Annotated in this window: 13 protein-coding genes; 2 read left to right on the top strand and 11 right to left on the bottom strand. The window is 37.7% G+C overall.

Going from position 1 to position 13,836, the window contains the following annotated elements; genetic code table 11:
- Positions 1-35: 35 nt before the first annotated feature.
- The 4 genes from recJ to AC1Q8M_RS17025 all read right to left on the bottom strand — a co-directional run bounded on the left by recJ (position 36) and on the right by AC1Q8M_RS17025 (position 6,345).
- Positions 36-2,375, bottom strand: a complete 2,340-nt coding sequence (recJ, locus tag AC1Q8M_RS17040; protein ID WP_016512297.1) for a single-stranded-DNA-specific exonuclease RecJ — start codon at positions 2,373-2,375, stop codon at positions 36-38.
- A gap of 101 nt (positions 2,376-2,476) precedes the next feature.
- A complete protein-coding gene (locus tag AC1Q8M_RS17035) occupies positions 2,477-3,370 on the bottom strand; it encodes a cation diffusion facilitator family transporter (protein WP_000409746.1) in 894 nt (297 codons plus the stop codon).
- A 156-nt stretch (positions 3,371-3,526) separates the two neighbouring features.
- Positions 3,527-5,791, bottom strand: coding sequence for a protein translocase subunit SecDF (secDF, locus tag AC1Q8M_RS17030; RefSeq protein ID WP_001119065.1), 2,265 nt, complete (start codon positions 5,789-5,791; stop codon positions 3,527-3,529).
- 269 nt (positions 5,792-6,060) lie between these two features.
- A complete protein-coding gene (locus AC1Q8M_RS17025) occupies positions 6,061-6,345 on the bottom strand; it encodes a post-transcriptional regulator (RefSeq protein WP_016512296.1) in 285 nt (94 codons plus the stop codon).
- A 185-nt stretch (positions 6,346-6,530) separates the two neighbouring features.
- Here AC1Q8M_RS17025 and spoVB point away from each other — a divergent pair, with 185 nt between their 5' ends.
- Positions 6,531-8,090 (top strand): stage V sporulation protein B, encoded by a 1,560-nt coding sequence (gene spoVB / locus AC1Q8M_RS17020; RefSeq protein WP_000198301.1) that lies wholly within the window; start codon positions 6,531-6,533, stop codon positions 8,088-8,090.
- An 80-nt stretch (positions 8,091-8,170) separates the two neighbouring features.
- Here spoVB and AC1Q8M_RS17015 read toward each other — a convergent pair whose 3' ends face one another.
- Entirely contained in the window at positions 8,171-8,818 is a 648-nt protein-coding gene (locus tag AC1Q8M_RS17015) for a DUF421 domain-containing protein (RefSeq protein ID WP_000454821.1), read from the bottom strand.
- 103 nt (positions 8,819-8,921) lie between these two features.
- Here AC1Q8M_RS17015 and AC1Q8M_RS17010 point away from each other — a divergent pair, with 103 nt between their 5' ends.
- Complete coding sequence (locus AC1Q8M_RS17010; RefSeq protein WP_000349148.1) at positions 8,922-9,305, top strand: TIGR04086 family membrane protein; 384 nt, start codon at positions 8,922-8,924, stop codon at positions 9,303-9,305.
- Positions 9,306-9,341: 36 nt separating this feature from the next.
- Here the strand turns inward: AC1Q8M_RS17010 and yajC are convergent, their stop codons facing one another.
- From yajC to ruvA, 6 genes are read right to left on the bottom strand one after another with little or no spacing between them, the layout of a single operon-like run.
- Positions 9,342-9,602: a preprotein translocase subunit YajC gene (gene yajC / locus AC1Q8M_RS17005; RefSeq protein ID WP_000991115.1), complete on the bottom strand. Its 261-nt coding sequence runs from the start codon at positions 9,600-9,602 to the stop codon at positions 9,342-9,344.
- A gap of 27 nt (positions 9,603-9,629) precedes the next feature.
- Positions 9,630-10,769, bottom strand: coding sequence for a tRNA guanosine(34) transglycosylase Tgt (gene tgt, locus AC1Q8M_RS17000; protein WP_000125365.1), 1,140 nt, complete (start codon positions 10,767-10,769; stop codon positions 9,630-9,632).
- Between the two features lie 12 nt (positions 10,770-10,781).
- On the bottom strand, positions 10,782-11,834 hold the full coding sequence (gene queA, locus AC1Q8M_RS16995) for a tRNA preQ1(34) S-adenosylmethionine ribosyltransferase-isomerase QueA (protein ID WP_086410356.1): 1,053 nt from the start codon (positions 11,832-11,834) through the stop codon (positions 10,782-10,784).
- 19 nt (positions 11,835-11,853) lie between these two features.
- Entirely contained in the window at positions 11,854-12,054 is a 201-nt protein-coding gene (locus tag AC1Q8M_RS16990) for a DUF2905 domain-containing protein (RefSeq protein ID WP_000970410.1), read from the bottom strand.
- Entirely contained in the window at positions 12,051-13,052 is a 1,002-nt protein-coding gene (gene ruvB / locus AC1Q8M_RS16985) for a Holliday junction branch migration DNA helicase RuvB (protein ID WP_000344450.1), read from the bottom strand. The genes AC1Q8M_RS16990 and ruvB overlap by 4 nt, the downstream gene beginning before the upstream one ends.
- A gap of 5 nt (positions 13,053-13,057) precedes the next feature.
- Positions 13,058-13,675 carry a Holliday junction DNA helicase RuvA gene (gene ruvA, locus AC1Q8M_RS16980; protein WP_000464511.1) on the bottom strand — a complete coding sequence of 206 codons (618 nt, stop codon included), beginning with the start codon at positions 13,673-13,675 and terminating at the stop codon, positions 13,058-13,060.
- Between the last annotated feature and the right edge of the window lie 161 nt (positions 13,676-13,836).

Below are 13,836 nucleotides of genomic sequence, written 5' to 3'. Positions count from 1 at the left end.
TCCTCAGATCTAAAAGGTTTGTAAATACAAATCCTTTACCCTAACTGTTCTACTTCTTTATGATTACGAATCGTTTCAAACCATGTATATAGTTGCTGATATGTGCTATAAACCAATTCTTTTTCTAATTGTAAGTGGTTCATCTTCTCACGATATGTGTTCGATTCAATTAAATCACGCTTTTGTTTTTTGTCTGCCATAAAAATGACGCCATCTTTTATTGTAACAAATTCTAACTCAAAAAACACCTGTGTCATGAAATTTACTGTATCTTTTGACCAGCCTTTATGACGACATAGTTGTTCTCCATATTGTCTTAAAGAAAATGGTGTTTTTTGGTTTAAGAAAGAATAGTACCATTTAAAGTGTTCTCTCGTCGGAACTGTACTAAATAAGTGGTTATTCTCTTGATAAAATAGCGTATAAATTCGCGCTGGGAATCCTACTTTAAATAGCTCACTTAATTCATCTTTTCCTTTTGGTAAATCAAGTAACACGATATATTGATCATCCAAATGCGTTACTTCTGAAGCATGCATGAGCTTTTCTTTATAGCTCTCTAAAGAAAATTTATTCAATACCTCTTCAGAAAAATACACCATTGTTATTTTTTCTTTCGGAAGTTCTGCTAAATTTGCTTCTGCATTACGCATACTACGCCAATCAAATAATTGCCACGCCTCTACAGCAATATCTTGTACCATTAATTGTGGCTTCTTAAAATTATTCCATTCATTGATGGATGCTTCTCCTATTACAGATACTTTTGCAACTGGAGAGATTTCTTTCGCATATGCACCAAAACCAAATCCAATTGTATCCAGTGTTGCTTGTCCATCACGAAGAGCCATTTTTAAATGAGAGCCATCTGATCCGATCGCGCGAATACTTTCTAACTCTGCATCTTTCACTGCAATACGTGGTTTCGGATTTCCAACACCAAACGGGGCTAGTTTTTGCATATCTTCAATTGCCGCTAGTGTTACATCCTCTACTTTACAAAAAACATCAACTGCTGTAATTGGAATAAAATCTTCTTCTGTTAAAATTGCATCTGCTTGTTCATTTAAGCGGCGACGTAATTCATCTACATCATTCATATGTAGCGTCATTCCCGCTGCCATTGGATGCCCTCCGAAGTGTGGCAATAACTCTCTACAATCTGATAAATTTGCAAACAAATCAAATCCTGCAATACTACGCGCTGAGCCTTTTGCTGTTTCTTTTATAGGATCAATACATAATACAATAGTCGGACGATAAAAACGTTCAACTAATTTAGAAGCGACAATCCCAATTACACCTGGATTCCAACCTTCTTTTGCAAGTACTAACACTTTGTTTTCTTCTGGTGGGAAGTTATTTTCAACTTCAGCGATAGCCTCTTCTGTAATTTGCTTTACAATATCTTTTCGCAGTTTGTTCAGCTCATCAATTTCTTCGGCCAACTCTTTCGCTTCCTCAGGATCATCTGATAATAAAAGGTGTACAGCCGGCGTTGCATCTTCTAAACGCCCGACCGCATTAATACGCGGTGCAATTGAGAAGCCAATACTCTCTTCTGTAATTTCACTTTGCGAAACGTTAGCAACTTTAAACAATGCCTTTAAACCAATATTTTTCGTCATACGCATATGTTTTAAACCGCGTTTCACTAGCAACCTATTTTCACCATGAAGTGACACTAAATCGGCTACTGTACCGATTACTGCAATCTCTAATAAATGTTCTGGTACACGGCCTAATAGTGCATGCGCAACTTTAAACGCAACACCTACACCAGCTAAATAGTGAAACGGATATACACCGCCATCTAATTTCGGATGTATAATCGCAAGTGCTTCTGGCAATTCTGGCGGTGGCTCATGGTGATCTGTAATAATTAGATCTATTCCAAGCTCTTTCGCTACATTTGCTTCATGTACTGCTGCGATGCCAGTGTCGACAGTAATAATCAGTGAGAACCCTGCGCTATGCGCCCAACGAAACGCTTCTTCGTTCGGCCCATACCCTTCTGTAAAACGATTTGGAATATAAAATTCTACTTCTGCACCTAATTCTTGAAGAGCAAGATATAACACAGTTGTACTACTTACTCCGTCTGCATCGTAATCACCAAATATTAATATTTGTTCTCCATTTTGAATCGCCTTATTTACACGTTCTACCGTTCTATCCATTCCTTCTAATAAAAATGGATCATGAAATTCTTGATTTTCTGTATTTAAAAAATCTAAAATCTTATCTTCTGTATCTAGTCCTCTACCGAGGAATAATGAAACGACAAGTGGCGATAACTGTAATTTACTTGCTAATTCACTCACTCGTTCGTCATTATATTCTTTTTCTTTCCAACGCGTCTTCGGTTGTAACACGAAATCACCCCTTAACCTGTTCATTATACAAGACAGATTAAGGGGTGACAATATAATGCAAACTACGATGCAATATCTATATACTAAAATGTTAATGATGTTTAATTTGGAGAATACGGATTTATATGTACGAATACATTTTGTACATTATCTTGTTTCATAAGTATTTCTTTCACATGTTTTCCAATACGGTGTCCTTCTTCTACAGTAATGTATGGATCTACAGACACTTTAATATCGACAATAACATAATGACCATGCTCCCGTGCATATAAAGAACCAATTTTTTTCACACCATCTACTTGAAGAACTGCTTCTCTAAGCGGAATAACATCCTCCTCATGAAGAACATGGTCAAGCGTTGCATGAATTGCTTCCGCTCCAATGCTCCATGCCATTTTTACAACAAGAAGCGAAACAACTAATCCTGCAATCGGATCAGCATATACAAGCCAGTCTATACCAAGCTTACCACCGAGTATAGCTGCACAAATACCGATTAAAGCTGCAATTGAAGAAAATACATCCGAACGGTGCTCATATGCATTTGCAATAATTGCATCACTATTTACCCTTTTCCCTAATCGGAATTTATATTGAAACATTCCTTCTTTCACGACGATTGAAAGAACAACAGCAAAAATCGTAATTCCTTTCGGCGGTTCTAGTTCTTGCGAAAAAGCTTTTATAGATGAAATCGCGATTTCAAGTCCCACAATAAATAATAATACCGCAACAATAATCGCTGAAATCGATTCCGCTTTACCATGACCATACGGATGATCTTCATCAGGTGGCTGCTTTGCCGCTCGCAATCCAAAAAGTACAGCTAGCGAACCAATTACATCTGATGCAGAATGCACCGCATCTGCTAGCAGTGCTTTACTGTTCCCAATATAACCAATTACCGCCTTTACAATTGCTAATATAATATTACCAACGATCCCGACAATAGCACCAAACTCGGCCTGTTTAAAACGTTCATCTTTTTCCATAATTAAAATCCCTTCTTTTCTTAACCTATCTTTTTATTTTAACAAAAACAGCGATAACACCACCACTTTCTTCCATCTTCTTCCCATCAAAAAGTTGCTATCTTATTGTATCCACAAACGAAAAAAGAGATGCCTCATAATAAGGCATCATCTTTTCTATACTTGCGGTTCAGATTCTACTTTCTCAACCTTCTTCTTGTTTTTCCCCTTTTTCAAACGACGGTTTTCAAGCATTAACCAAATTTGAGAGGCAACGAAAACAGAAGAGTACGTACCTACAATTAATCCAACAAGTAACGCAAACGAGAAGTTACGTAGTGACTCACTACCGAAGATAAGCAGTGCAATTACTGGGAATAACACTGTTAATACGGTGTTAATCGAACGACCAAGCGTTTGGCGGATACTTGCATTTACAATCTCTTCTAGGTCTTTTATATCGCGCACTCGTTTTTTCTGCTTGTATAATTCACGGTTTCTATCAAATGTAACAATTGAGTCATTAATAGAATAACCGATGATTGTTAGTACTGCAGCGATAAACGTTAAGTCTACCTCTAATTGGAAAATACTAAACATAACAACCATAACGAATGCGTCATGTAGTAACGCAAGCACTGCAGATAACGCATACGTAAATCGGAATCGAATACTTACGTATAAAATGATAACTGCAGAAGCAATCAGTACAGCGATAAATGCATTTCGTGCAATTTCTTTACCGATTGTCGGTGAAACTGTACTTATGTTTGGATCTGTACCATATTTATCGTGGAAGAATGTTTTTGTTTTGGCAATTTCATCTTTTGATAAAACACCTAATGTACGAACTGCGAAACCTTTATTGTCATCTCCAGTCGGTACAATATTTTCTTCCTTCACATCAATGTTCAATTCTTTAAAATCTTTATGAACATCAGATACCGTAACGGCTTGTTTTGATTGCAAGTCAATACGTGTACCACTTGCAAAGTCAATCCCAAGATTCAATTTGAAAATTGGTAAGATAATTGCACCCGCAATTACAACTACAATTGAGAAGATAAGGAATTTATGACCGATATTCACGAAGTTAATACGATCAAATCTCGTTGGCGGATGCACTACACCTTTTGTTAATGGAATAATATCCTTTTGTTTCACACCAAAATATCCTGGTTTTTTATCGAAGTAACGGCTCTTTACAAGTAAACCTAGTAAGAAACGAGTACCGAATACGTTCGTAATAAAACCAACTAAAATACTTACGATTAAACTTGTTGCGAATCCTTTTACAGAGCTATTACCATAAACGAATAACACACCAGCTGCTGCAAGAGTCGTAACGTTTGCATCTAAAATTGTTGCTAATGAACGATGGTTACCAGCTCGGAATGCCGACATCATGGACTTACCAATTTTCAGCTCTTCTTTCAGTCTCTCGTACGTAATAATATTCGCATCAACTGCGATACCTACTCCGAGCACTAACGCCGCAATACCTGGCAACGTAAGAACTGCATGCATCCAGTTAAAGACAAGTAATGTAACGAAAATGTATAAACCTAACATAATAACCGCTACAAGTCCTGGTAAACGGTAGAATACAAGCATAAATAAGAAAATAAGAGCGATACCAATCGCACTAGCGAAAATCGTTTGCTCTAACGCTTGTTGACCAAATTTCGCTCCAACAGATGTTGAATACATTTCTTTTAAATCAACAGGAAGTGCACCTGCATTTAATAAAGATGAAAGTTGTTTCGCACTTTCAACTGTGAAGTTTCCACCTACGATAGATACTTCAGCTTGGTTAAATACTTGGTTTACTGTTGCTGCTGATAAGAACTTTGGATTCGGTTTTGCAGATTCTGCTTTATACGAATCTTTTCCTTCTTCAAAATCAAGCCAAATTACCATTAAATTCGTTGGTGGTGGCATTTTAGAAATTTTTTCAGTTACTTCACGGAATTTTTCAGCGCTTTTTAGTGTAAGACCTACGCTCGCACGGCCTTGCTCATCAAATGTTTGCTTCGCTCCGCCGCCTTTTAAATCCGTTCCATCCATAAGAAGGTTATCATCCACATCACGGAATGTTAATTTCGCTTGTGTTGATAACATTTCACGTGCTTTTTGCTGATCTTGTACACCAGCAAGCTGTACACGAATTCGATCTTGCCCTTCGATTTGAATGTTCGGCTCACTTACACCGAGAACATTGACACGATTTTCAAGAGCACCTACTGTACTTACAAGTACGTCTCGATCGATTTTATCACCTTTTTTGGCTGGTTTTACTTCATACAGAATTTCAAAACCACCGCGAAGGTCTAGTCCTAGACTAATTCCTTTTGCTATGTCTTTTCCTGCCGCACCAATTACTCCACCGATTAATAAGACGATGAGGAAAAAGGCGGCAATTCTCGTACCACGCTTTGCCATATGTACCCTCTTTCTGCTACTAACACTTTCAATAAATCTTTTACGATTCACTGCTATACGTGTGCATACGCCTAGTTAGTAGACTTCCTTTCTATAATTTTTGCTAGCTCATCACTAGCTGTATAGGTAAGCTTTTACACTCCCTACACTTTCATCATTTATTTTCCTCTTCACTACCTCCTTTATATATAATCTTAGACACAATTATTTCCTCTTTATCAATACATATCATTATACTGCAAAAGGAAGAACAAACCAATTGCAGTCGGTTATTTATTTTCGTACTCATCAAATGACCAAAGCGGTGCTTGGTAAGCTTCAACAGTTAAATATGTCATATATTCATTAGTACTTACTGTTAATACGTCATTAACTAATTCATACAATCTAACATCGTTGTCTATCTTCTTCCACTTTTTCACTTTGAGAAACTTCCAAATGTCATCATCTGTTACTCGGTCGTAACCGAACATTTGAAACTCTTCTACTTTACTTTCTAAAACGACTTGTAACTGTCCGCGGTATGATTCTACCAAAGCCTCTCTATCTAACATTTATAACATCTCCTTCTTATTTCAGCACGAAAAAGTCGCTTTAATCCCGCTCTAATGGACAGCAATAACTACTTTCAAGAGCACTATCATACTTCACTCTCTTAAATGCTTGTCATTCTTGTCTCGTACGTGCATATAAATTATTGTAAATCATTCCATTGATTTTGAGAAGGTAGGAGAAGAACATGACGAGACAAAGCTTTTTAAAAGGCGCATTTATTTTAATGATAGCCGGCTTTATTACAAAAATACTTGGCTTTATCAACCGCATAGTAATGGCACGTATTTTAGGAGAAGAAGGCGTTGGTCTTTATATGATGGCCGTTCCTACATTCATTTTAGCAATTACATTGACACAAATTGGTCTTCCTGTCGCAATCGCAAAATTTGTAGCAGAAGCAGAAGCTGTGAACGATAAACAAAGAGTTAAAAAAATATTAACCGTATCACTAGCTGTTACATCCGTTATTAGTATCATTTTAACAATCGGAATTATGTTCCTCACGCCTATTTTAGCAAAAACATTATTAACCGACGAAAGAACGTACTATCCATTAATGGCTATTTTGCCCGTTGTCCCCGTTATTGCTGTTTCTTCTGTTTTGCGTGGTTACTTTCAAGGGAAACAAAACATGAAACCTAGCGCTTATGCGCAAGTTCTAGAACAAGTCGTCCGCATTACCATTATCGCTATATGCATCCAGTTATTTTTACCTTACGGCATAGAATACGCTGCAGCCGGCGCTATGTTATCAGCTGTTCTCGGTGAAGTTGCATCCTTATTATTTTTACTCACGTTATTTCAGCGAGAAAAACATTTATCAATACGCTCTGGATTTTTCACTACTGTAAAGGAAAGCAAAGGGACATTTTATTCTCTGATGGATATTGCCCTTCCAACTACAGGAAGTCGTTTAATCGGCTCCGTTTCATATTTTTTTGAACCTATTGTCGTTATGCAAAGCTTAGCAATCGCTGGTGTCGCTGCTTCTGTTGCAACCCAGCAATACGGTATATTAAACGGTTATGCATTCCCGCTTCTATCACTACCCGCCTTTATTACATACGCTCTTTCTACAGCGCTCGTCCCTTCTATTAGTGAAGCAATGGCAAAAAGACAACATAAATTAGTGGAGCACCGTTTACAACAAGCACTTCGAATTTCATTAATTACCGGCGGATGGTCTGTCGTTATATTATACGTATTCGCTTCTCCTGTTTTAACTCTTATGTATGGATCAGACAGCGCAACAGCATTCATTCAACTTCTTGCGCCTTGCTTTTTATTTCATTATTTCCAAAGTCCACTTACCTCTGTTTTGCAAGCTTTAAACTTAGCAAGGGCTGCAATGATGAATACATTTATTGGTGCCATCGTGAAATTAATCGTTATTTTTGTACTAGCATCAAGGCCAGAATTTCAAATGATGGGGGTTGCACTTGCTATCGCTGCAAATATTGTAACAGTAACATTTCTTCACTACGCTACTGTTTTAAAAAAGATTACATTTACCATTTACGCAAAAGACTATATTTTCGGCGGACTTGCCATCGGTATCGCAGGCGCCTTCGGTTTTTATCTCCATAAATATATTATTTTCTCTCATTCCCTTGGCATACAAACATTATGGGAAATCACTTTAACAACAATTGTTTATATCGTACTTCTCTTCACTTTCAAACTCATTCGAAAAGAAGAGTTAAGTCGTCTCCCTATCATTCGTAAACTTTCATTTTTGAAATAAGGTGAAACTTTAATCAGTGGGGTAATCTCCACTGATTATTAGTTAAACCAATCATTCTTACTCTTTCAAAGGATAAATCTCTAATTTTCTTTTACATCAACAAAAAATTGTCCGTTTTGAAAACTACAGTATAAAATTTGTGTTACATCGTTATAACCTAAGTTTTTTAATTTCTCAATAAGCCATTCATCTGTATGCTCAATCATTTGTAAATGACTAGATTGAATTTCTCCATCAATAATAAGAGGAAGCGTAAACTGTAATGTATCTTGTTTATTTTTTTGTTTTTGAAAGACAGATAACTTCCCAGACGGTTCCAAAATAGCATATTCTACATCCCGAATATCTCCAACTCCTTGTTCCCTTAATTGCATCATTAAATCATCTATATTATACCGTTGCTTTCTCATCTTCTTTTCATCAATCTTCCCCGCGTTTACAAGAATAGCTGGCTCACCTTCTATTAAATGCCGAAAGCGTTGATACTTTAGGGAAATGACTGACAAAATAATTTGGATGCACATAAGAAAAGTCATCGGAACTAATTGATGCCAAAGTGATTTATCGGTATTTTCAATTGCCACTACGGCCATTTCTCCAAGCATAATAAATACGACTAAATCTAATACACTTAGCTCTCCTATCTCACGTTTACCCATAAGACGAAAAATAATTAAGATGATGATATACAAAAGCATTGTCCGTCCAATTATTGATATCCATTCCATTTCTACATCTCCTTTTTTACGTATAGACTCCCCTATAAAAAAGAAACTAGTCTAACTTGGGCAAAAGGAAAATATGCTTGTATTAAAAAGGGGGAATGCATAAATGGATGGAACGAAAAAATTATCAACTGCAATTGGCTTCGGTATTGTTACACTACTAATTCTCGCATCTATTACTAGTATGATTATGGCTCTTTTATTAAAGTTTACAAATATAAATGAAGGGACATTAACCGTTACTATTTTTATACTCGCTCTTTTATCTATGCTTATGTCTGGATTTACTGCCGGCAAAAAGGCTCAAGGAAAAGGTTGGCTAGTAGGTTTCACAACAGGGCTCACATTCACTATACTCGTCTTTTTAGTTAACTATTTAGGCTTTTCTCAAACCTTATCGAACTCACAATTACTTTATCAATTAGCATTAATGGGGGCGAGTACACTCGGTGGTATTTTCGGTGTAAATATGTCAAAGCAAAGTAACTAAAAAAGGCCCTGCACATTTCATGCAGGGCCTTCCACATTAGTTTTTCACAACTTCACGAATCGCATTGCGATCGAAAGTTAAGTGTGAACCACCAGATTTAATAACGATTTTCGTCTCATCTACTGATTCGATTGTACCGTGTAAACCACCGATTGTTACGATAGCATCACCTTTTGCTAACTCACTTTGCATTTGAGCAACTGCTTTTTGACGTTTTTGTTGCGGGCGAATTAATAAGAAATAGAAAATCGCAAACATCGCAACGATCATAACGATATTCATCATACCTGCATTCATCTTTTGTTCCTCCTTTTAAATTATGTATTAGAAGTTTTTAGCATTCGGTTTATTAAAGCCATACTGTTCAAAGAACTCTTCGCGGAAATCGCCAAGACGGTCTTCACGAATAGCTTGTCTCACCTGCTCCATTAAGTTTAACAGAAAATGAAGGTTGTGATAAGACGTTAAACGAATTCCGAACGTTTCATCACATTTCATTAAGTGACGAATATACGCACGTGAGTAGTTTTTACATGTGTAGCAATCACAGTTTGGATCAAGCGGACCGAAGTCTCTTGCGAATTTCGCATTTTTTACAACGAGTCGACCTTCACTTGTCATACATGTACCATTTCGAGCGATACGAGTTGGAAGTACACAGTCAAACATATCAATACCACGAATTGCACCATCGATTAATGAGTCAGGAGAACCTACACCCATTAAGTAACGAGGCTTATTATCTGGAAGAAGTGGTGTTGTAAACTCAAGTACACGGTTCATAATATCTTTCGGTTCACCAACAGATAAACCACCTACAGCGTAACCAGGGAAGTCCATTGAAACAAGGTCTTTCGCACTTTGACGACGAAGCTCTTCGTACTCCCCGCCCTGTACAATACCGAATAAACCTTGATCTTGCGGACGTTCATGCGCTTTTAAGCAACGTTCTGCCCAGCGGCTCGTACGCTCTACAGATTTCTTCATATATTCAAAAGTAGCCGGGAATGGTGGACACTCATCAAATGCCATCATAATATCCGAACCTAATGCATTTTGGATTTCCATCGCTTTTTCTGGTGATAAGAATAATTTATCTCCATTTAAGTGATTACGGAAGTGAACGCCTTCCTCTTCAATACGACGGAAGTCACTTAAACTGAATACTTGGAAACCACCAGAGTCTGTTAAGATTGCACGATCCCAGTTCATAAATTTATGCAAGCCGCCTGCTTCACGAATAATTTCATGACCTGGACGTAGCCATAAATGATACGTATTACTTAAAATAATGCCAGAATCCATTGCTTTTAATTCTTCCGGTGACATTGTCTTAACTGTCGCAAGTGTACCAACTGGCATAAATGTTGGTGTATCAAATGAACCGTGCGGTGTATGCACACGACCTAAACGGGCACCCGTTTGTTTACATGTCTTAATAAATTCATAACGAATTGCTGTCATAACTTACTCCTTTTATTTGTTTCTCATTTTAGCGTGAGATGCAACGAACATTGCATCACCGAAGCTAAAGAAACGATATTTTTCTTTTACTGCTTCATTATAAGCATGAAGTACATTATCTCTATTTGCAAATGCACTTACAAGCATGATTAATGTTGATTTCGGCAAGTGGAAGTTTGTAATTAAACCATCAATTGCTTTAAATTCATATCCCGGATACATGAAAATATCTGTCCATCCAGAAGCGGCGCAAAGCTTACCATCATGATCTGTTGCAATTGTTTCTAACGTACGAGTTGATGTCGTACCTACAGTAATAATACGTCCACCATTCTCTTTCACACGATTTAATAATGCCGCTGTCTCTTCAGACATATGGTAATATTCTGCGTGCATATGGTGTTCTTCAATCGTGTCTGCAGAAACTGGTCTAAATGTTCCAAGCCCTACGTGAAGTGTAATGAATGCCAACTGAACGCCTTTTTGCTTTAACTTCTCAAGTAACTCTTCTGTAAAGTGAAGTCCCGCAGTCGGCGCTGCTGCTGAACCGATTTCTTTCGCATATACTGTTTGATAGCGATCGCGATCTTCTAACGTCTCTTTAATATATGGAGGAAGTGGCATTTCCCCAAGTTCATCTAAAATTTCATAGAAGATGCCGTCATATGAAAATTCAAGCTGACGTCCACCTTGATCTGCAGTTCCTGTGCAAGTTGCTTTTAATTTCCCTTCGCCAAAAGAGATAACGGTTCCTTCTTTTACACGTTTCGCTGGCTTTACAAGCGTTTCCCACTTATCGCCTTCTTCTTGTTTTAAAAGAAGTACTTCAATGTGCGCGCCTGTATCTTCTTTCACACCGTGCAAACGAGCAGGCATAACTTTCGTTTCATTTAAAACTAAGCAATCCCCCTCATGTAAGTAAGAAAGAATGTCCGTAAAATGTTTATGCTCAATATCACCTGTTTCACGGTCTAACACCATTAATCTTGATGTTTCACGCTCTTCTAACGGGACTTGTGCAATAAGTTCTTCTGGTAAATGAAAATCAAACAGATTTATATCCATAGCTATATCCACCTATTTCTTATTTAAATCGATTTATTATATACATAATAAAAGATAGTACAATACTTAACACAATACATGTAATGATAGGAAAATAAAAGGTAACGTTTCCTTTTTTCACAAAAATATCGCCTGGAAGCCTGCCAATGAACTTCCAAGCTAATCCAACAACGATGAGTAAGATTCCCGCTGTAATAAGCATTTTGGGCATCTCCATCATACTTTTGGCATCTCCATTCCGAAATGTTCATACGCAAGCGGCGTTACAATTCGGCCCCTTGGCGTTCGTTGTAAAAAGCCAATTTGTAATAAATACGGCTCATACACATCTTCAATCGTATGAGATTCTTCTCCAATTGTTGCTGAAACCGTTTCTAATCCAACTGGACCACCACGGAATTTCTCAATAATACCAAGCAGTAATTTATGATCAATATGATCTAGACCTAATTTATCTACTTGCAGTAGCTCTAATGCCATTTGCGTAATTTCCATCGTAACCGTTCCGTTACCACGAACTTGCGCGAAATCACGTACACGTCTTAAAAGACGATTCGCAATACGAGGTGTACCACGAGCACGTCTTGCAATTTCTAATGCAGCTAACGAATCGATTTCAACTTCAAACACTTCTGCTGTACGTTCAACAATCGCAGAAAGCTGATCTACTGTGTAATACTCTAACCTTGAAAGTACACCGAAGCGGTCACGAAGCGGTGCCGATAATGCTCCGGCGCGTGTCGTTGCTCCAACTAATGTAAATGGCGGTAAATCTAGGCGTACAGAACGTGCTGAAGGCCCTTTTCCAATTACGATATCAAGGCAAAAGTCTTCCATCGCAGGATACAATACTTCTTCAATTGATCTATGCAAACGATGAATTTCATCAATAAATAATACATCCCCTGGCTGAAGCGCTGTTAATACAGCAGCTAAATCTCCTGGTCTTTCAATCGCGGGACCTGAAGTTGTTCTAACATTAACGCCCATTTCATTTGCAATAATATTCGCAAGCGTCGTTTTACCAAGACCTGGCGGTCCATATAAAAGCACGTGATCTAACGTTTCTTCACGCATTTTCGCTGCTTCAATAAATACTTCTAAATTATGTTTCGCTTTATCTTGGCCAATATACTGACGGAGCGTCTGTGGCCGTAATGAATATTCTAAATCCGCATCTTCATATGCAGATTCCCCTGAAAGGAGACGTTCGTCCATTATACTCACCTCTTACCATTTAGTAAAAGACTAAGTGCCTTTTTAATATACTGATCCGTCGTTAATGATTCTTTTAATAACTCTGGTACAACGCGAGAAACTTCGCGTTCTGCGTATCCAAGTGCGCGCAGAGCTTCCAGTGCCTCATCAAGCTCAGCTGATGAACCTTTCTTCTCATCAAAACGTTCTGTGTCTGAGAATAAATCCACAAATGCATCTGGTACGACATCTGCTAGTTTTCCTTTTAAATCTAAAATCATTTGGCGTGCTGTTTTCTTTCCGACGCCTGGGAATTTCACTAAAAACTTCTCATCTTCATGCTCAATCGCTTGAACGACCTGTCCTGTTTGACCAGAAGCTAAAATTGCAAGAGCGCCTTTTGGCCCAATGCCAGACACGCCTAACAACTTTGTAAATAATAAACGCTCTTCACGTGTTTTAAACCCGTAAAGTGCCATAATATCTTCTCTCACATAATGATATGTATAGACACGGATTTCTTGCTTACTTCTTTGAAATACATACGGATTCGGTGTGAAAATTTGATAACCAATTCCATTATGGTCAATTACGACATATTCCGGCCCTACATACTCCACGTAACCTGTAACATATTCAAACAAAATACGATCTCTCCCTCTTAAATCATGTATTCCATTTTAACATATTTAATGATAGAAAAGCGAGACTGCCCCAACAAATGTTCTCCACTTGAAACTTCTGTTATTTTCCATTGACAGAAAGGTTAAAGCACCTTAATATACAGAGGTCGATAATGATTATC

The organism is Bacillus sp. GW823-FHT06A10 (assembly GCF_058795375.1).
The sequence above is the reverse complement of the archived record's forward strand: the minus strand, read 5'-3'. Positions and strand labels throughout refer to the sequence as shown.